This window comes from Streptomyces sp. NPDC006012 (assembly GCF_042871185.1).
In the GTDB taxonomy this organism is placed as follows: domain Bacteria; phylum Actinomycetota; class Actinomycetes; order Streptomycetales; family Streptomycetaceae; genus Streptomyces.
Window position 1 is genome coordinate 1 of the sequence record NZ_JBIAIE010000052.1, and the last position, 18470, is coordinate 18470.

General features: G+C 71.6%; 15 protein-coding genes and 2 pseudogenes. 12 read left to right on the forward strand and 5 right to left on the reverse strand.

Annotation, left to right across the window (positions count from 1 at the left end; all coding sequences use genetic code 11):
• The first annotated feature begins 297 nt into the window (after positions 1-297).
• Both ACFYPJ_RS38425 and ACFYPJ_RS38430 read left to right on the forward strand, forming a co-directional pair.
• Positions 298-918: a hypothetical protein gene (locus ACFYPJ_RS38425; RefSeq protein WP_389026693.1), complete on the forward strand. Its 621-nt coding sequence runs from the start codon at positions 298-300 to the stop codon at positions 916-918.
• 426 nt (positions 919-1344) lie between these two features.
• Positions 1345-1560 carry a hypothetical protein gene (locus ACFYPJ_RS38430; RefSeq protein WP_389026694.1) on the forward strand — a complete coding sequence of 72 codons (216 nt, stop codon included), beginning with the start codon at positions 1345-1347 and terminating at the stop codon, positions 1558-1560.
• Positions 1561-1836: 276 nt separating this feature from the next.
• Here ACFYPJ_RS38430 and ACFYPJ_RS38435 read toward each other — a convergent pair.
• Positions 1837-2873, reverse strand: a pseudogene (locus ACFYPJ_RS38435) (AbfB domain-containing protein); the annotation flags it as partial.
• A 51-nt stretch (positions 2874-2924) separates the two neighbouring features.
• Between ACFYPJ_RS38435 and ACFYPJ_RS38440 the strand changes: the two are divergent.
• A pseudogene (locus tag ACFYPJ_RS38440) lies at positions 2925-3326 on the forward strand (transposase); the annotation flags it as partial.
• 105 nt (positions 3327-3431) lie between these two features.
• On the opposite strand, the gene ACFYPJ_RS38445 reads toward ACFYPJ_RS38440, so the two are convergent.
• Positions 3432-6035: a PA14 domain-containing protein gene (locus ACFYPJ_RS38445; protein WP_389026696.1), complete on the reverse strand. Its 2604-nt coding sequence runs from the start codon at positions 6033-6035 to the stop codon at positions 3432-3434.
• Between the two features lie 157 nt (positions 6036-6192).
• On the opposite strand from ACFYPJ_RS38445, the gene ACFYPJ_RS38450 reads away from it, so the two are divergent.
• The 5 genes from ACFYPJ_RS38450 to ACFYPJ_RS38470 all read left to right on the forward strand — a co-directional run bounded on the left by ACFYPJ_RS38450 (position 6193) and on the right by ACFYPJ_RS38470 (position 11972).
• Positions 6193-7206, forward strand: coding sequence for a LacI family DNA-binding transcriptional regulator (locus ACFYPJ_RS38450; RefSeq protein WP_389026698.1), 1014 nt, complete (start codon positions 6193-6195; stop codon positions 7204-7206).
• Between the two features lie 166 nt (positions 7207-7372).
• On the forward strand, positions 7373-8470 hold the full coding sequence (locus tag ACFYPJ_RS38455) for an ABC transporter substrate-binding protein (protein ID WP_389026700.1): 1098 nt from the start codon (positions 7373-7375) through the stop codon (positions 8468-8470).
• 1 nt (position 8471) lies between these two features.
• On the forward strand, positions 8472-9989 hold the full coding sequence (locus ACFYPJ_RS38460) for a sugar ABC transporter ATP-binding protein (RefSeq protein ID WP_389026702.1): 1518 nt from the start codon (positions 8472-8474) through the stop codon (positions 9987-9989).
• Complete coding sequence (locus ACFYPJ_RS38465; protein WP_389026704.1) at positions 9982-10944, forward strand: ABC transporter permease; 963 nt, start codon at positions 9982-9984, stop codon at positions 10942-10944. The genes ACFYPJ_RS38460 and ACFYPJ_RS38465 overlap by 8 nt, the downstream gene beginning before the upstream one ends.
• 23 nt (positions 10945-10967) lie before the next feature.
• Positions 10968-11972, forward strand: coding sequence for an ABC transporter permease (locus ACFYPJ_RS38470; protein ID WP_389026720.1), 1005 nt, complete (start codon positions 10968-10970; stop codon positions 11970-11972).
• On the opposite strand, the gene ACFYPJ_RS38475 is transcribed toward ACFYPJ_RS38470, so the two are convergent.
• The gene (locus tag ACFYPJ_RS38475) at positions 11891-12556 is read right to left on the reverse strand and encodes a DJ-1/PfpI family protein (RefSeq protein WP_389026706.1); all 666 of its coding nucleotides are present in this window, start codon (positions 12554-12556) and stop codon (positions 11891-11893) included. The genes ACFYPJ_RS38470 and ACFYPJ_RS38475 overlap by 82 nt on opposite strands.
• A gap of 58 nt (positions 12557-12614) precedes the next feature.
• Entirely contained in the window at positions 12615-13253 is a 639-nt protein-coding gene (locus ACFYPJ_RS38480) for an HD domain-containing protein (RefSeq protein ID WP_389026708.1), read from the reverse strand.
• Positions 13254-13652: 399 nt separating this feature from the next.
• Here ACFYPJ_RS38480 and ACFYPJ_RS38485 point away from each other — a divergent pair, with 399 nt between their 5' ends.
• A complete protein-coding gene (locus ACFYPJ_RS38485) occupies positions 13653-14876 on the forward strand; it encodes an acyltransferase family protein (protein WP_389026710.1) in 1224 nt (407 codons plus the stop codon).
• A gap of 9 nt (positions 14877-14885) precedes the next feature.
• Here the strand turns inward: ACFYPJ_RS38485 and ACFYPJ_RS38490 are convergent, their stop codons facing one another.
• Entirely contained in the window at positions 14886-16064 is a 1179-nt protein-coding gene (locus ACFYPJ_RS38490) for an FAD-dependent oxidoreductase (RefSeq protein WP_389026712.1), read from the reverse strand.
• A 152-nt stretch (positions 16065-16216) separates the two neighbouring features.
• Here ACFYPJ_RS38490 and ACFYPJ_RS38495 point away from each other — a divergent pair, with 152 nt between their 5' ends.
• From ACFYPJ_RS38495 to ACFYPJ_RS38505, 3 genes are all read left to right on the forward strand, one after another.
• Complete coding sequence (locus ACFYPJ_RS38495; protein WP_389026714.1) at positions 16217-16738, forward strand: methyltransferase domain-containing protein; 522 nt, start codon at positions 16217-16219, stop codon at positions 16736-16738.
• A 17-nt stretch (positions 16739-16755) separates the two neighbouring features.
• Complete coding sequence (locus ACFYPJ_RS38500) at positions 16756-16959, forward strand: hypothetical protein (protein WP_389026716.1); 204 nt, start codon at positions 16756-16758, stop codon at positions 16957-16959.
• Positions 16960-17154: 195 nt separating this feature from the next.
• Positions 17155-18306, forward strand: coding sequence for a glutathione-independent formaldehyde dehydrogenase (locus ACFYPJ_RS38505; protein WP_389026718.1), 1152 nt, complete (start codon positions 17155-17157; stop codon positions 18304-18306).
• Positions 18307-18470: the final 164 nt, after the last annotated feature.

The following is an 18470-nucleotide window of genomic DNA, read 5'->3' on the forward strand; positions in this document are numbered from 1 at the left end:
CACGAGACGGCAGCCGACTGATAGCCACACCCAGCACCCCTGGGCGACCCAACCCTACGAATGGCTCGATCAACCCGATCGAGACGGTAGAGCCGGCTGAGGCGTCTTCGGCGGAATACACACGGACGGGCGACATGCCAACGGCATGCCGCCCGTCGCTCGATCGAGTGCCGTGTACGGCTCGGCGAGTGCCGTGTACGGATGTCTCCGCCTCGGCAGCCTCACACCTGTCAAGACCGTGCCAGTCGATCGGTACCATTCGCACCAGTATCCATCGTCTCCAAGGAGGGAACGGCTGTGCCCAGTCAATCGACCGATGCCTCGATCCGGTCCCGCTACGCCGAGCAGGCCGCGTCGGATCTGCAGGAGAACCGGCGCCGGCAGCAGGAACTCACCGAGATGATCGCCACGTTGCAGCAGGAGGAGGTCCTCCTGCAGAACATCCTCGGCGTCGCCGAGCGTTTCGAGGCGCCCTCGGACGGCGTTCCGCCGGACGCCACGCCGCTGCCGCAGCAGGCGCAGGACGAACCCGCCCTGGTGGCCGCCGCCGCGGCACCGGCGGTTCCCCGGCGCCGTACCGCGCGTGCGGTGGCGGGTCCCGAGCCCGGAAAGAAGCAGGCCGCCCGAGCCTCCGCGCGGGTGACGGCACGCAAGCCGCTGCTCGGAGATGTCTTCCTCGACCTGCTGCGCACGCACGACCAGCCCCGGCTCGCCAAGGACTTGCGTGACGAGTTGATGCGGGAACACCCTGAGCGGACCCCTACACCGCAGGTCGTGCGCAACACCCTGGAGGCGCTCGTCGCCAAGGGCCGCATCCAGCGTCACAAGGAGCAGCGCTCGGTGCTGTACTCGCTCATCGAAGCGGCACCGGCCAAGCCCGAGGGGGCCGGGAGCGGCACGCCGGACGACGGCGCCTGACACACACCCGGGTACCGCCCCGTACCCGGAAACGCACAGACAGACACGCAGTTCGTCGCACTCACATCCGTACGGCCGCACCACACATGTCGCGGCCGGGAGCGGCTGCGCGACGAGACGCTCGATGAGTGCCTTCGCCTTGCCCGACGCGCTCCTCAGCACACGCTCGCGTGCGGATCCTTCCCATGGGCGCAGGGCGCCGGTACAGAAACACGACGCGGAAACACGCAAGCAGGTCGACGACGGGATCACCCGTGCCTGCCGGACGGCGCGTCGTGTGCGGAGCCGATGGGGCGGTGGCCGCGGCGGGCCGGTGCTCCATTCGGGTCCCGGCGGGCGGCAGCTCCCGGTGACGGGGGCCTGCACCGATCACCCTGGGACGGTGCCCGCCAGGGCGCCGACACCCTCGTGATCAAGGAGAACCGGATGCCCATCGACACCCTGGAGCGTTTCCTGACCGCCCTGTGCCCCCGCGACCGCGAGCGGGTCCGGCAGCAGCCCCACGACGAACAGGAACAGCTCGCGGCCGCCTGGGAGCAGGAGTTGCGCGAGGACACCGACCTCGACACGCTCAGCGAACTCTCCCCCGCCGCGGCCGAGAGCGAGGCGGCCAAGCGGGTCATCGAGGGGCGCTTCGCCTAGCCTGATCCGCGCGGAAGCAGGTGCGCCACGCGGAAACGGGTGTGCCGTGTGAGGGCGAGTGCGCGCCGCGTGGGAGCGAGTACGCCGCGTGGGAGCGGGTGTGCGGCATGAAAGCAGGTGGCTCGCACCACAGCGGGTGCCCGCCGGACAGCAGGTGTCCGTGCAGAAGCGGATCCCCTTGGCGCCGGGAAACCTCGTTGCATGTTCCGCACAAAGCGCGGGTGCCGGCCGGGGCCAGGACGGGACGCGCGGCCCCGCCCCGGCACGGGGCTCCGGTCAGGGTGCCCAGGGGTTCGCCACGGCCCAGGTGGTGTCGGCCGTGAAGGACGCCGGGCTGTCCCAGGCGTGCGCACCACCCGGAGTGGCCAGCCACACCTCGGCGTTGATGTGCCGCAGGTACTGGCCGGGATAGCCGGCGGCCATCAGCCGTACCCCGCCGTCGCCCGGCACGGCGCACCAGGTCGCGTCGGCCCGGAACAGCGCGGTGCCGTCGTCGGCGTCCTTGTGCACCCGGAAGGCGCGGTGCCGCAGATAGTGGCCGGGGTAGTTGCGGGACTCGAAGGAGTAGCAGGACGAGTCGGCCAGGCCGCGCACGATCTTCCAGGTGGCGTCGTTCTTCAGCAGGTCGGCGCTGCCCGCGTCGACCGCCTCGGTGTACGCGTCGCCGTTCTGGGGGCGCAGATACCGGTCGGTGTAGCCGGGGTCGTGACCCGCAGCGACTTGTACCCTCCGGTCGGCAGCGTCACCCGGCCCGGCGGGTTGCGGGAGGCGTCGATCAGCGCCTGGTTGGCGGCGCGCAGCCGGGCCGCGTCGACCTTGACCACCTGACGGTCGTACGTCATCAGGCCGTTGACTTCGTTCTCCACGTCCGTGACCTCGGTGTACACGGACGCCGAGAGTCCGGCGGGCAGTTGCTGGAGCCGGATGGCGTCGATCAGGCCGCTGAGGCGGTCATCGAGATGGGCCCGGTCCGGCTGGTCCTCGTAGCTGAACCCGCCGCCCGGATACCACTCGTGGCCGGACACCCGGTAGCCCAGGCCGCCGAACTCGCCGAGCACGGCTGCCCGGCCGGCGTTCGGCGTGGTGCCACCGGGACCGACGTAGACGTGGTGGTCGATGACGTCGCCATTGCCCCCGTCCACGGCTCCGCAGCAGTTGACGCCACTCATGTTGTCGACGAGACGGGCGGGGTCGTACGCCTTGACCTCGGCGGCGATGCGCGCCTGGTCGTACTGGCCCCAGCCCTCGTTCTGGTCGACCCACATCACCAGGGACGGCGAACTGCGGTGCTGGTCGATGATGCGGTGGTGTTGACGCCGGGAAGGGGCATCACTGGGCGGCCGTGGTCGACGAGACCCCACGCCCACCCGCAGGCCGAGATCATCGAGTCTCTGCCCGGTATCGGCCCGATACTCGGCGCCGAGCTCATCGTGGCCGCAGGCGATCTGACGGCCTACGCCGACGCCGGCCACCTCGCCTCGGCAGCCGGGCTCGTGCCCGTCCCCCGCGACTCCGGTCGCCGCACCGGCAACCTGCACCGGCCCAAACGGTACAGTCGCCGCCTGCGCCGGGTGTTCTACCTGTCCGCCCAGACCAGCATCATCAAGGACGGCCCCAACCGGGACTTCTACCTCACAAAGCGCGCTGAGGGCTGCAAACACGTCCAGGCGGTCATCGCGCTGGCCCGCCGCCGGGTCAGTGTCCTGTGGGCCCTCCTGCGCGACAACCGGATCTTCACCTCCGATCCGGTCGCGCAAGCGGCTTGACTCGGTCATTGAGACTCCTCGGGGAGGGGGCCGAGGCCCCCGGAGAGCGGGAAGAGGAGCGGTCCGCCCGGCGGGCGGGGGAGCGCGCGCCGGACGGACCGGATGTCAGGCGCAGCCCGCGGGGGTCGCCCGGGACGCGTCGTGAATCAGTGCCTCCTGTGCCGCCTTCAGCCGCCGCACATCGGGCTTGACGACCTTGCGGTCGTAGGTGAGCAGCCCGTTCAGCTCGCCCTCGACGTCCGAGATCTGGGTGTACACCGCGCCGTTGCCGCCCCGGCAGGCCAAGGCGCGCACCTCGTCGAGTTTGGTGAGGTAGTCGTCGGTGTAGGTGGCCGGGTCGACGTCGACGTACGACTGCTGCACCGACCAGGCGTGTCCGGGCACGGCGAGGCCGAGGCCGCCGTACTCACCGCTGACCAGGGCCCGTTTGCCGTCCGGATGCGGTGGCAGTGCGGGGCTCGGGTAGCCGTGCTCGTCCATGATGTCGCCGGTACCGCCGTCCGCGCCGAGGTTGAGGCCCGACATGCTGTTGACCAGCCGGGTCGGGTCCCATGTCTTGGCCTGGTCGGCGATGCGGGCCATGTCGTACTGGCCCCAGCCCTCGTTGAAGGTGACCCACATGACGACCGACGGACTGCTGATGTGCTCGTCGATCATCTGCTTCATCTCGCGCTCGTATTCGGCGCGGGAGGCCGTGCCGGGGTTCTTGCCCGCCGTCATCGCCGGCATGTCCTGCCACACCATCAGGCCCAGCCGGTCGGCCCAGTAGAACCAGCGGTCGGGCTCGACCTTGATGTGCTTGCGGACCGCGTTGAAGCCCATCGCCTTGTGCATCTTCAGGTCGTAGGCGAGCGCCTCGTCGCTCGGCGCGGTGTACAGGCCGTCCGGCCAGAAACCCTGGTCCAGGGTGGCCATCATGAACACCGGTTCGCCGTTGAGGACGGTGCGCGGCGTGCCGCCCACGTTCTCGACCGCGATGGACCGCATGCCGAAGTAGCTGCCGACGCGGTCGGCGCCGACGGTCACCTTGAGGTCGTACAGATACGGGTCGTCCGGCGACCACAGGTGCGGCTCGCGGATCTTCAGGGTGAGCGCGGAGCCGCTGCGTCCGGTGACGGTGGCCACCGGCCGCTGTCCGGCGTACGCCGTGGCTGTGACCGGAAGTCCGTCCCGCACGCCCTTCGGCTCGACGGTCACGGTGCCCGCGTCGACGTCCGGGGTGAGCTTGAGGGAGTCGACGTGGTCGGCGGCGACGGGCTCAAGCCAGACGGTCTGCCAGATGCCGGAGGTCGGGGTGTACCAGATGCCGCTGGGGTCGAGGCGCTGCTTGCCGAGCGGCGGGTTCTCGCCGTTCGCCGCGTCCGTCGGGTCGTAGACCCCGACGATCAGCTCCTGGGTGCGGCCGGGCTTGAGGGCGTCGGTGATGTCGGCGCTGAACTTGTCGTAGCCGCCCTCGTGCTGGGTGACCTCGGTGCCGTTGACGTACACCTCGGTGCGCCAGTCGACCGCGCCGAAGTTCAGCTGCAGGTGCTTGCCGGAGCCGATCTTCCAGCCGGCCGGGACGGTGAAGGTGCGCCGGTACCACATCCGGTCCTCGTGCCGTTCGAGCCCGGAGAGCTGGGACTCGACGGGGTAGGGGACGAGGATCCGCTCGGCGAGGTCGCGGCCGACCGGCGGCTGCTCGCCGGCCTGGGCGGCGGCGAACTGCCAGGTGCCGTTGAGGTTCTGCCAGTCGCCGCGGGTCAGCTGCGGCCTCGGGTACTCCCGGTGGGCGTTGGCCGGCGTGACGTCCTCGCCCCACGAGGTGGTCAGCTCGTAGGTGGAGTGGTTGGCGCCGCCGTTCCAGAACGAGCTGACAACGTTTCCGTCCGCACCGGTGAGCCCGCCCGTGCCGTCGTAGCGGACGTCGGCGGTGCCGCGCGCGGTGCCGGTCTTGTTGCCGACGACGGGCTCCTTGAGCTCGACCAGCAGCGACTTGTCGTCGGCCGGGTCGAGACGGGCCTTGCCCAGTGGCCAGCTGGCGCCGCCGATCACGGCGTCCAGGTGGTCGGTGACCGTCGCCGCAGGCGCGGCGAGCGGCTGGGCGAAGTCGAGACGGAGGGTCCTGCCGTCCTCAAGGACCGTGGTGCCGATGGCACCGTCGTAGGCGTAGCCCTCGGGCAGCCGGAACGCCGACTGCGGGATCGCCGTCCTGGTGCCGTCCGGCGGGGTCCAGCGGACGTGCAGGTTGGAGCCTCCGTAGTGCTCGAAGTACTCGACCTTGACGTCGTAGGACTGCCCGGCGGTCAGCTCCACGGGGGCCGAGGTCTGTTCGCGGTCCCAGTCGTCGACCCAGTGGTCGATGACGAGGTTGCCGCCGACCCAGAGGCGGAAGCCGTTGTCGCCGGTGATCGAGAAGGTGGTGGGGCCGGTCTTCTCCGGCACGATCCGGCCGGTCCAGCGGACGCTGACGTCGTCCGACCGTCCGGTCGCCGAACTCAGCCGGGACTCCAGGGAGTCGAAGTCCAGCTGCGGATCGAATCCGGTCGCTCTGAGTTCGTCGAAATCGAAGGCGCCGGGCGTGGACTGGGTGTAGTACTCGCCCTTGAGGCCATGGACCTCGACGGGGTCGTCCGCGGCCGTCGCGGCGGGTGCGGCTGCCAGGCCCGCGGCCCCCAGCACAGCGGCGACGAGCAGGACGAGTCGGTCTCTGATCGGTCTGATGCGCACGAATCCTCCTTGACTGAGGAAGGGTGGCGGCTCGGTGCTTCAGTCTGTACAACGTTGGAAGCAGAGGCAGTTGGCATGAGAGCACGGCTCTCAGCTGCTGTCCAGGTCCATGACAAAAGCTCCGTACCGGAGCACCCGTCGATGCCGAGGAGATCCCTTGCGGGTCAGCCTGAAGGACGTGGCCGAACGCGCCGGCGTCTCGATCAAGACCGTGTCCAACGTCGTGAACAACTATCCCCACGTCACTCCGGCGATGCGGGCCAGGGTGCAGGCGGCCATCGACGAGCTGGGCTACCGTCCGAACCTCACCGCGCGCCATCTGCGCAAGGGCCGGACCGGCATCATCGCGCTGGCCGTCCCCGAACTGGGCAATCCGTACTTCGCCGAACTGGCGGGTGCCGTGATCGACGCCGCCGCCGAGCACGAGTTCACGGTCCTGCTCGACCACACGCGCGGCGACCGCGAACAGGAACTGCTGGTCAGCCAGGGGTTCAGCGCCGGGGTGATCGACGGGCTGATCCTCAGCCCGCTGGGGCTGGAGGCGGAGGACCTGCGCGGCCGGACCGACGACGTCCCGCTGGTCCTGCTCGGCGAGCGGGAGTACGACCTGCCCTTCGACCACATCGCGATCGACAACGTGGCGGCGGCCCGTACCGCGGTGCGCCATCTGCTCAGCCGCGGCCGGACCCGGATCGCCTTTCTCGGCGCCCGCACGGACTCCGCCAACCGCCCCGCCCATCTGCGCCTGGACGGCTGGCGGGCCGAACTGGCGGCGGCCGGGGCGCCGGCCCCGGACGGCCTGGTGGTGCCGGTGGGCGGCTGGGACCGGGACGACGGCGCGCGGGCCATGGCGCAGCTGCTCGACGCGGGTGTGCGGCCCGACGCGGTCTTCGCCTACAACGACCTGATCGCGATCGGTGCCATGCGGGTCCTGCACGAACGTGGGCTCAGGGTGCCCTGGGACGTCGCCGTGGTCGGCTTCGACGACATCGCCGAGAGCCGCTTCGGAGCCGTCTCGCTGACCACCGTCTCGCCCGACAAGCAGGCCATCGCCCGGCTCGCGGTGGCCTCGCTGCTGCGCAGTCTCTCCGGCCGGCAGGACCCGGGCGGACGTGAACTCACCGCGGAATTCAGGCTGGTGGAGCGGGAGAGCACGCTGGGCCGACGCTGACCGGCGGCCCGGACGGACCGGCCGGGATTTCGGGCGGAAGGGTTTACACAGCCATTCCAACGATGTAAAAACCTCCCCTGAACGACGTGCACGCCTGTGTTGACCGCAAGAGCCGACCTCCCCGTGAGCGCTCGCCGCGCCGGGGCCGCGCCGTTTGGGGACTCTCATGAAGCCCACGTCACTCCGTTCCCGTGCTGCGGCACGGACCCTTCTCGCCACCGGCCTCGTCACGGGCCTGGCCCTGATCTCCGCATGCACCAAGTCCGAGGACTCCGCCGCCCCGTCCGACAAGACCGCCACCGGGCAGGCCGACTCGGGCCAGGTGGTCGCCTCGCCCAGCGCCTCCGGGCCCACCTGCACCATCGACGCGTACGGCGGCGACAAGAGCGACCTCAAGTCCGCCACCGTCGGCTTCTCCCAGTCCGAGAAGGAGGCCAACCCCTTCCGGATCGCGGAGACCGCCTCGATCAAGGCGGAGGCGGCAAAGCGCGGCATCAAGCTCCTGACCTCCAATGCCCAGTCCCAGTTCGCCAAGCAGATCAGCGACGTCCAGGACCTCATCGCCAAGGGCGCCGACCTGCTGGTGATCGCACCGCTCAACTCGGACGGCTGGGAGCCCGTGCTGCGCTCCGCCGCGGCCAAGCACATCCCGATCGTCACCGTCGACCGCAAGATCAACGCCGCCGCGTGCAAGGACTACGTGAGCTTCATCGGCTCCGACTTCGTGGAACAGGGCAAGCGGGCCGCCGACCGGATGATCGAGGCGACCGGCGGCACGGGCGAGATCGCCATCCTGCTGGGTGCGGCCGGCAACAACGTGACGACGGAACGCACCAGGGGTTTCGAGGACCGGCTCAAGGAGAAGGCGCCCGGTCTGAAGGTGGTGTTCCGGCAGACCGGCGAGTTCGCCCGCGAGAAGGGCCAGTCGGTCACCGAGAACCTGATCCAGTCCAAGCCCGGGATCAAGGGCATCTACGCCGAGAACGACGAGATGGGGCTGGGCGCGGTCAACGCCCTCAAGGGCGCCGGGAAGAAGCCGGGCGACGTGAAGATCGTGACGATCGACGGCACCCGCAACGCCGTGCAGGGCATCGTGGACGGCTGGATCGACGGGGTCATCGAGTCGAATCCGCGCTTCGGGCCGCTCGCCTTCCAGACCCTCGACACATTCACCAAGGGCGCTGCCGTCGCCCAGAACATCGTCATCGAGGACAGCGCGTACACGTCGGCCAACGCCGGATCCGACCTCGGCAAGGCGTACTGACGTGCTCTCGGTCACCGGGGTGTCCAAGGTCTTCCCCGGCGTGCGGGCCCTGGCCGACGTGGACTTCACCGCCCACGCCGGCCAGGTGCACGCCCTCGTCGGGGAGAACGGCGCCGGCAAGTCGACGCTGATCAAGGTACTCACCGGCGTCCACCCGCCGGACTCCGGCGAGATCCGCCACGACGGCGGCCCCGTACGCTTCACCACCCCGCTCGAAGCCCAGCAGGCGGGCATCTCCACCATCTATCAGGAAGTCAACCTGGTCCCGCTGATGAGCGTGGCCCGCAATCTCTTCCTGGGCCGCGAACCCCGCGGCAGGTTCGGCCTGATCGACTTCCGGCGCATGCGCCGGGAGGCGGACGAGGCGCTGCGTGCCCTGGGCATCCGGGTGGACGTGCGCCGTCCGCTGCGCGAACTCGGCGTCGGCGCCCAGCAGATGGTGGCCCTGGCGCGGGCCGTCGCCGTGGACGCGCGCATGGTGGTGATGGACGAGCCCACCTCGTCCCTCGAACCGCGCGAGGTGCGCACCCTGTTCGAGGTGATCCGCATGCTGCGCGACCGTGGTGTCGCCGTGGTCTATGTGAGCCACCGCATGGACGAGTTGTACGAGATCTGCGACGCGGTCACCGTGCTGCGCGACGGCCGGGTGGTGCACACCGGTCCGCTCGCCGGACTCGACCGGCTGCGGCTCGTTTCGCTGATGCTGGGCCGGGAGGTCGGCGAGGTGCGCGGCGAGGGCCTGACCAAGTTCACCGGATCCCATCACGCCGGGGCCGAGCCGGTGCTGCGGGCCGAGGGCCTGACGGTCCGGCACCAACTGCACGACGTGTCGCTGTCGATCCGGCCCGGCGAGGTCGTCGGCCTCGGCGGGCTGCTCGGCTCGGGCCGCAGCGAGACCGCGCGGGCGGTCGCCGGGGTGCTGCCGGCCGACACGGGCCGGGTCTCGGTCGGCGGCACGCCGGTGCGCGGCGGTTCCCCGCCCGCCGCGATCCGGGCCGGCATCAGTCTGCTGCCCGAGGACCGCAAGGCCGAGGGGATCGTCCCGGGTCTTTCGGTACGGGAGAACATCGCGCTCGCCGCGCTGCCCGCGCTCTCCCGGTTCGGCCTGGTGGACGACGCGCGCATCGACCGTGTCGTCGACACCTTCGTCCGGCGGCTGCGCATCAAGGCGGCGGGCCCGCACCAGAAGGTGGGCGAGCTGTCCGGCGGCAACCAGCAGAAGGTCCTCCTGGCCCGCTGGCTCGCCGTGCACCCGAAGGTGCTGCTGCTCGACGAGCCGACCCGCGGGATCGACGTCGGCGCCAAGGCGGAGGTGCAGGCGCTCATCGACGAACTCGCCGAGGGCGGCCTCGCCGTGCTGCTGATCTCGTCCGACACGGAGGAACTGATCGAGGGCAGCGACCGGGTCGTGGTGCTCAAGGACGGACGGGTGGTGGACGAGCTGAGCGGGGCCGCCGTCACCGGGGACGCGCTGCTGCGGGCCGTCGCCGCCGCACCCGCCGGAGGCACCCATGACTGAACTCGCCGTCGCCCGCGGCTCGCTCGACCGCCCCCGCCTCCTGCGGCTGGCACAGGAGTACGGCGTCTACGCGGGCGTACTGGTGCTGTTGCTGTTCAACTTCGTCTTCACCGCTCACTTCGCCTCCGCCGAGAACTTCCGTACGCAGGCCGTCCAGGTGGCCCCGGTGCTGATCGTCGCGCTGGGCATGGCACTGGCGATCGGCACCGAGGGCGTCGACCTGTCGGTGGGCTCGGTGATGGCGCTGGCCACCTCGCTGCTCTCGCTCTACCTCGGCTACGGTCCGTGGCTCGCCGCCCTGATGGCGGTCGTGGGCGGCGTCCTGGTGGGGCTGGCAAACGGGGCGCTGGTCGCGTTCGTGGGCGTGCAGCCGATCGTGGCCACGCTCGCCCTGATGGTGGGCTCGCGCGGCCTGGCGCTGGTGCTGCTCCCGCAGCTCAAGGACGTACGCGACCCGGGCATGGCGGCACTCGGCTCCGGCGATGTACTGGGCGTCCCCTGGCTCGTGCTGATCGCCGCCGCCCTGGCTCTGCTGGTGGCCTTCGTGGTACGGCGCAGCACGTTCGGACGGCAGTTGCTCGCCATCGGTGACAGCCGGCCGGCGGCCCGGCTGGCCGGTCTGCCGGTCCGCCGGGTACTCATCGTGGTGTACGTCTGCTCGGGCGCCCTGGCCGCGGTCGCGGGCGTGCTCGCCACGGCGCGGCTGTCGGCAAGCGACCCCACCTCGCTGGGCACCCTGATGGAGCTGTCGGCGATCACCGCGGTGGTCGTCGGGGGCACGCCGCTGTCCGGGGGCCGGGTGCGCATCGGCGGCACGGTCGCCGGTGCCGTCCTGATCCAGCTGCTGACCACCACGCTGGTCAAGCACGACCTGCCGCCGTCGTGGACGCAGATCGCACAGGCCGTGGTGATCGTCGCCGCCGTCTACGCGGCGCGGGAACGGGGGAAGCGATGACCACCGGGACCACGGAGGCCGGCATGCCGTCCGACACCGCTCACCGCGACGCCGGCGGGCCGGACGGCCCCGGCCGGGCCGAGCGGCTCAGCGCCCTCGCCCAGCAGCACGGCGCACTCGTCACCCTGCTGCTCGCCATGGTCGTGGCCTCGCTGAGCTTCGACACCTTCCTGACCGGCGACAACCTGGAGAACATGGCGCTGTCCTCGGCGTTCCTCGCCGTGGTCGCGCTGGGCATGACGTTCGTGATCGTCACCGGCGGGATCGACCTGTCGGTCGGTTCGCTGTTCGCCCTCGGCGGTGTGCTGGCGGCCTGGGGCTCCCAGTACGGCACGGCCGTCGCGCTGCTGCTGCCGCTCGCGGGGTGCGGGCTGATCGGCCTGGTCAACGGGTTGCTGATCGCGCGGTCCGGCCTCGCTCCGTTCATCGTGACGCTCGCCGCCATGCTGGGTGCCCGCGGCATCCTCCTCGCGGTCACCGACGAGGGCTCGCGGACCTATCTCGTCGACAAGGACTCCTTCTTCGCGACGCTCGGCCAGGGCTCGCTGCTCGGCATCGGGGTACCGGTGTGGATCACGGTGGTGCTGTTCGTCCTGGGTGCCGTCGTGCTGCGCCGTACCCGGTTCGGGCAGTACGTGTACGCGGTGGGCGGCAACGAGGACGCCGCGGCCCTGATGGGGGCGCCCGTGGCCCGCACGAAGATCGCCGTCTACACGATGTCCGGCCTGTGCGCCGGGCTCGCGGGGGCGCTGAACGCGGCCTGGCTGGTGTCGGGCGTGACGATCCTCGGCTCGGGCATGGAACTGGAGGCCATCTCGGCCGTCGTCATCGGCGGCACGCTGCTCACCGGCGGGTTCGGCTTCGTCAGCGGGTCGCTGGTCGGGGTGCTGCTGCTGAAGGCGATCCAGAACGTCATCAATCAGATCGGCTCCCTCGACTCCGCTTATCAGCAGGTGGTCAGCGGTGCGTTCCTGGCCGTCGTCGTGGTGGCCCAGACCTGGCTGGGGCGCCGCCGCCGGATGCTGTGAGCCGAGGGCGGTGGCCGCCGAGCGCCGTGCGGCGGCGCCGGCCGGGAGGCCGAGCGGGCGCCGGACGTGCGTGCCGGCCGCCGTACCCCGCACCGACCAGGACGCCGGGGTACGTTCCGGGGAGCCGGGCTCCGCAGAGGAGCCCGGCGCCATGTGTGCCGTGACCGGGGCCGCTCACGCGCAGACCGGCCCGGCCGGCCAGGGCGGGCAGGTCGTGGGCGGCGGCCGGGTCCGCCACCACCGTGTCCATCACCCGGCGCACCGCGGTGTTGTCCGCGTGGTCGCCGACCATGCGTGCGCTGAACTGTGACTGGCCGCCGGGCCGTGAAGACGACCAGGTGCCGGACGACGTCGCGGGCCGGGCCGGCCCCGTAGTCCGCCTCGACCAGGGACAGCGCCAGATCGACGCCCGCGGAGACGCCTGCCGAGGTCACGACTCCTGCGTCGCACGCGAACAGCGGGTCGGCCTCCACCACCACCCGCGGGAACGCCGCCGTCAGCTCGGCGGCGAGTTCCCAGTGGGTGGCGGCACGCCGGCCGTCGAGCAGTCCGGCAGCGGCGAGTACGAAGGCTCCCGCGCACACCGAGGCGGTACGCCGGGCGCAGGCGCGACGGCCCGGCGGCCGGAGGCGGGCCGGGATGTCACTCCTTCCACGCCGATTCCAGGATGGTGTCCACGAAGTTGCCGCGTTCGAATCCGGGTACGTAGCGTTCGAGGACGTCGGCCTTGACGTTGCCGAAGGTGGTCTCGGGCCTGGGCCGGATGCCCTCGGTGAAGGCGGCGAGGATCCGCCGCTTGAAGTCGGGGCGGGGGTGCATGGCGACGATCGTGGCGCGGTCGGTCTCGGACACGTCGTCGTAGCCGATGCCGAGGACGTCGTATTCGACGCCGGCGGTGACCAGGGCAACCTCCGGTTCCATGAACTCCGGGATGCCGGGCGTGGTGTGCAGGGCGATCGCGGTCCACACCCGCCGCACACTGTCCGCGGGCAGGTCATGTGCCTGCATGAACCGCTTCGCCGCGTCGGCGCTGTCCACCTCGAAGCGGTGTCCGCTGTGGTGGAACTCCTTGTCGAGTCCGACGTCGTGGAACATCGCGCCGAGGTAGAGGAGTTCCGGATCGAAGCTCAGGTCGCGGTTGCGTCCCTGGAGACTGCCCCAGTAGTACACGCGACGCGAGTGGTGGTAGATGAGGTCACTGGCGGTGTCCCGGACGAGCTGGGTGGCCTCGCGGGCGAGGGCGGTGTCGGGGACCTTCACGTCGAGATCTGCGCTGCTCATGGTGTGTCTCCTTGGTCGGAATCGGACCGGGGGCCGCGCGGCTGATTCCAGGATCACCGCCGGGAGCGGGCCGGTGCCAGGGCGATATCGACACGTATCCCACAGATCCCGCCATGGCCGGCCGTGGCACCGCCGCTCACACAAGGGGACCCGGGCGCCAGAGCCGGTCACGTTCCACCTCGTGTCCCGGCGCGACCGCCTCGTGTCCCGCCCCCGCGGCGGGCCGTTCCCCGTCAGCAGGGTCCGCCATCCGGGGGGCCTGCCCCGCCCGCCGAGACGCGCCGCCACCGCTCCACGGGGGCAGGGGTGCGATGTTTCCTGAACAAGCCGCATGAAAAGTGGCGAACTGGCAACGCTCCCTTCCATGCCCTCCCCCCACTCCCCCCGGAAGGTGATCCGATGACGACGGCGACCAGGACGACCCGCACCACCGGGACGCCGCCCGTCACCGCCTCCTCCCCCGCCGCCAGACCGCCGGCCGTCGCGTCCGCGCCCTCGTTGCCGTCCCTCACCGGACTGCGCTGGGTGGCGGCGCTGCTGGTCTTCGGACTGCACGTACGCAACTTCCACTACTTCGGGGGCACCGGTGACCGCTACGTGACCTGGGCGTTCGGACCAGGGGCCAGCGGCGTGTCGTTCTTCTTCGTGCTGTCCGGATTCGTGCTGACCTGGTCCGCGCGGCCCAAGGACCGCGCCGTCGCCTTCTGGCGGCGGCGCATCGCCCGGATCTATCCGGTGCACCTGGTCACGGCGGCGCTCGCGCTGCTCATGGCGTACACCCTTGCCCACCAGACGAAGCCGGAGCCGTCCCAGGCGATGGCCAACGCCCTGCTGGTGCATTCCTGGTCGCGCCCCTGGTGGCAGACGCTGAACCCGGTCAGCTGGTCACTCGCCTGCGAAGCCTTCTTCTACGCGGCCTTCCCGCTGCTCGCCCTGGTGTTGCGGCGCCTCGGCGCCCGCGGGGCGGCGGCGCTGGCCGGGGCCGCGGTGCTGGCCGTCCTGGTGCTGGCCTGGGCCGAGACGCACCACTGGACGGCGGAGCCGATCAGCGCGAATCCCGCTGCCCGGCTGCCGGAGTTCGTCCTCGGCGCCGCCGCCGCCCGGCTGGTCCTCCTCGACCGGTGGCGCGGTCCGGGTCTGGAGGCGTCCCTCGCCCTGGCGGTCATCGGCTACTTCCTCGTGCCGCAGGTCGACCCCGGCTACACGTCCACCGCCTGCACCATCGTGGGCTTCGCCCTGCTCATCCCGGCGGCGGCGGTCGCGGACCTGCAGGGGCTGCCCTCGCTGTGGCGGCACCGCCGGCTGGTGCGGCTGGGGGAACTGTCGTTCGCCTTCTACATGGTGCATCTGCTGGTGCTGCGGGCCGGCACCAATGTGCTCGGGCTCTCGCCGCGGTTCGGTGTGCTGACGGGTCTGGCCGTGACCGCCGTCGCGTTCGCGCTCTCCCTCGGCCTGGCCTGGGTCCTGTACGAGAAGGTGGAAAGGCCGGCGCGGCGGTTGCTGCTCGGCGGTCGCCGCGCCGTGCGGCGGCCGGCCGTACCGCAGCCACCGATGCCCCAGCCGGCCACGCCGCAGGCGGCCCGGACCGGCCCCGCGCCCGGCCCCGGCCGGACGCCCGAGTGACACCGGTCCTCAGTCCGCGCCGCCCAGGGTGGTACGGATGTCGGTGTCCCAGTCCAGTTGCCGGACCAGTACGTCCTCACCAGGGCGCGTCCCGGGTCCGCCCGGCGTGCGCGAGGGGCCGTGGGTGCCACGCGAGATCCGTCCGCTGACCGTGACGTTGTGCTCCGCGCGCGGACGCCGGATCGTCTCGTACACCGACAGCGCACTCTCGATGCCGGGCGTGTCCCGCAGGGACTTGGCGAGCACGACGGCGTCCTCCAGCGCCATGGAGGCCCCCTGGCCGGTCGCGGGCGAGGCGGCGTGCGCGGCGTCGCCGATGAGCAGGGTCCGCCCGGAGCGCCATCGGGTGCCGAGCGGCAGGTCGGTGGCGTTGGTGGCCATGGGGCCGTCGGCCCCGGCCGCGACGATGTCCGCGGCCGGGGTGGCGTCCTGGCGCAGCAGTGCGACGAGCCGGTCACGCCAGGGGACGCGGGCCGCGTCGGCGGGCAGCGGCTCGCCGGTGACGCGGGCGAACCAGTATGTGTCGCCGGCGGGCGCGACGGCGTAGCCGAAGGCCGCGGCGGTGCCCCGGACCATGGTGATGTGGCCGGTGCCCTCGTCCGGTGCGACGGGGCTGTAACCGTAGAAGACGCGCTGTCCCGCGTACCGGGGCAGCACGTCGGGGGCGACGGCGTGGCGGACGGCCGAGTTGAGGCCGTCCGCGCCGACGAGCAGGTCTGCGCCGGCCGAGGTGCCGTCGTGGAAGTGCGCCGTCACTCCGTCCGGGCGGTCGGCGACGGAGCCGAGCCGGGCGCCGTGCCGCAGGTCGATGCCGCGCCGGACGGCTTCGCGTTGCAGGGCGGCGTTCAGCTCGCCGCGGCGCAGGCACCGGTAGCGCAGGACCGCGTCGTCGGCCTCGCCGAGCGGGACGTGTGCCGTCTCGGTACCGCGGTCGTCGAGGATCCGCATCGTGCGCAGCGGGAAGCCGACGGCGGTGACGGCGTGGGCCGCGTCCAGCTGGGCCAGGGCGCGCATCCCGTTGCTCGCGAGCGTCAGGAACGCCCCGATGTCCTCGGCCGTGTCGGGGTGCGCCTCGTACACGGTGACGTCGTGCCCCGCCTTGTGCAGGGCGAGCGCGGCCGCCGTCCCCGCGACGCCCCCGCCGATGATCAGGACGCGGATCGTGTCCGCGGCGCCATGGGTTCGCATGGGTCCAGGTGTACCGGGGCGGGCGGTCTGCCGTCGAGAAGGCCGCCGGTCAGGGAGTACGGCTCCCGGAGGTCCCGGACGCCTCGGTGGCCGTGGATGTATCTGAGGTCGTGGAGGCCCCGGAGATCCCAGGGCTGGGCATCCCCAGGCCGGTGTCTGCTGGGCAGGCTCTCCTCGCCCGGCTCGACGCCGCCGACCGCCTGCCCGGCGCCGCTGAACTGCGCGCGCTCTCCTACGACTTGTTCGGCGTCGGCTCAGGCGGAGCGGTCGTGGACGTGGGCTGCGGCGGCGGGCGGGGCGTGGCGGAGCCGGCCGGGCGGGGCGTGCGGGCCATGGGGGTGGATCCGAGCGAGCGGATGATCGCCGTGGCGCGCGGGCGGTGGCCCGGGGCGGACTTCCGGGTCGGGGACGCCTGCCGCCTGCCCCCGGCGGACGGAGTCCGGGACGGCTACCGGGCCGACAAGGTGTGCCACGAACTGGCCGAACCGGAGCGGGCGTTGGCACAGGCCCGGCGGGTCCTCGCGCCGGGCGGCCGGATCGTGCTGCGGGGCCAGGACCGGACACGGTGGTCGTCGACTCCGGCGATCCGGCCCTCACCCGGGTGCTCGTGCACGCCCGCGCAGACCTGGTCACGGCGCCGCGTGCGGCCCGCCGGCAGCGCGCTCTGCTCCTAGGCGCCGGCTTCGACGACATGACGGTCCGGGTGCGCACCACCGTGCTCACCTGGCCGGAGGCGGTGCCCCTGCCGACCGGGCGGGCCGAGGCCGCCTGCGGTGCGGGCGCGGTCACCCGCGCACAGGCGGACGGCTGGACGGCCGGCCGGCGGCGGGCCGAGACCGGCCGGGTCTTCCTGACGGTGCCGATGTTCGTGGCCGCGGCGACGGCGCCGCGGTGACGCGCGGGACGGCGTGGGGACCGACGGGACGCGGGTTGCAGGCGGTGACGTACGGGCGTTCCCTGGAAGTATCGAGTGGCGAAGCCAGAACGCCTGGGGCTGCGAAACGAGCCGACGGGCCGGGTCGCATTGCGCGGCTGAGCGGCTGCGGCGGTCCGCCGCCCGAGCCCGGCGTTCGACGCGGAGGTGGTACAGGTGAAAGCCGTCGTTTACGAGAAGCCCTTCAGCGTGACTGTGAGAGAAGTCGACGACCCGCACATCCAGCACCCCAACGACGTGCTGGTACGGGTGACGTCGACCGCGATCTGCGGATCCGACCTGCACATGTACGAGGGCCGCACGGCGGCCGAGGCCGGCATCGTCTTCGGGCACGAGAACCTCGGCATCATCGAGGAGACCGGCAGCGGCGTGACCTCCCTGTCCGTCGGGGACCGCGTCGTGATGCCGTTCAACGTCGCGTGCGGGTTCTGCAAGAACTGCCTCGCCGGGAAGACCGGATTCTGTCTGACGGTCAATCCGGGCTTCGCCGGTGGGGCGTACGGCTATGTGGCGATGGGCCCGTACGAGGGCGGCCAGGCCGAGTTGCTGCGGGTGCCGTTCGCCGACTTCAACTGCCTGAAGCTGCCGCCGGGCGACGAGTTCGAGACGGACTTCGTGCTGCTCGCCGACATCTTCCCGACCGGATATCACGGCTGCGAACTCGCCAAGGTGTCCCCCGGCGAGAGCGTCGCGGTCTTCGGTGCCGGTCCCGTGGGTCTGATGGCCGCCTACTCCGCGCTGCTGCGCGGCGCGTCGAAGGTGTTCTGTGTGGACCGGGTGCCCGAACGGCTCGCCAAAGCGGCGGAGATCGGGGCCATTCCCGTCGACTTCACCAAGGGCGATCCGACGGAGCAGATCAAGGAGCAGACGCACGGCGAGGGCACCGACAAGGGCGTGGACGCGGTCGGTTACCAGGCCCAGTCGCACGACGCGAGCCACGAGGAGCCTGCCGTCGTCCTCAACACGCTCGTCGAGACGGTCCGGCCGACCGGCCTGCTCGGCATTCCCGGTCTGTACGTGCCCTCCGACCCGGGCGGGCCCGACGAGCACGCCAAGCACGGCCAGCTGCTGGTCTCCATCGGCAAGATGTTCGAGAAGGGCCAGCAGATGGGCACGGGTCAGTGCAACGTCAAGCAGTACAACCGACAGCTGCGCGACCTGATCATCTCAGGGCGGGCCAAGCCCAGCTTCGTGGTCTCGCACGAACTGCCCCTGGACCAGGCGCCGCAGGCGTACGAGAAGTTCGACCAGCGGATCGAGGGCTACACCAAGGTCGTCCTGCATCCCGGACACGCGCTCGCGGCGTAGGCGCAGCGCGCCGGCACACGGCGGTGGCCCGCCCCCCCCCCGCCCGGCCCCCCCCCGGGGCGGGGGGGCCCCCCGGGCCGGGATTTACTGGGCCCAAACCAAACCGACGGTAATCCCCAAACACCCCTTGACAAGCACCCCCCGAAATAAAAAAACTTAAAGGC

Coding starts and splice junctions, on each gene's coding strand:
- ACFYPJ_RS38430 (WP_389026694.1), top strand. CDS start 1,345: ATGCCCATCGACACCCTGGAGCGTTTCCTGACCGCCCTGTGCCCCCGC.
- ACFYPJ_RS38455 (WP_389026700.1), top strand. CDS start 7,373: ATGAAGCCCACGTCACTCCGTTCCCGTGCTGCGGCACGGACCCTTCTC.
- ACFYPJ_RS38465 (WP_389026704.1), top strand. CDS start 9,982: ATGACTGAACTCGCCGTCGCCCGCGGCTCGCTCGACCGCCCCCGCCTC.
- ACFYPJ_RS38470 (WP_389026720.1), top strand. CDS start 10,968: ATGCCGTCCGACACCGCTCACCGCGACGCCGGCGGGCCGGACGGCCCC.
- ACFYPJ_RS38480 (WP_389026708.1), bottom strand. CDS start 13,253: ATGAGCAGCGCAGATCTCGACGTGAAGGTCCCCGACACCGCCCTCGCC.
- ACFYPJ_RS38485 (WP_389026710.1), top strand. CDS start 13,653: ATGACGACGGCGACCAGGACGACCCGCACCACCGGGACGCCGCCCGTC.
- ACFYPJ_RS38490 (WP_389026712.1), bottom strand. CDS start 16,064: ATGCGAACCCATGGCGCCGCGGACACGATCCGCGTCCTGATCATCGGC.
- ACFYPJ_RS38500 (WP_389026716.1), top strand. CDS start 16,756: ATGACGGTCCGGGTGCGCACCACCGTGCTCACCTGGCCGGAGGCGGTG.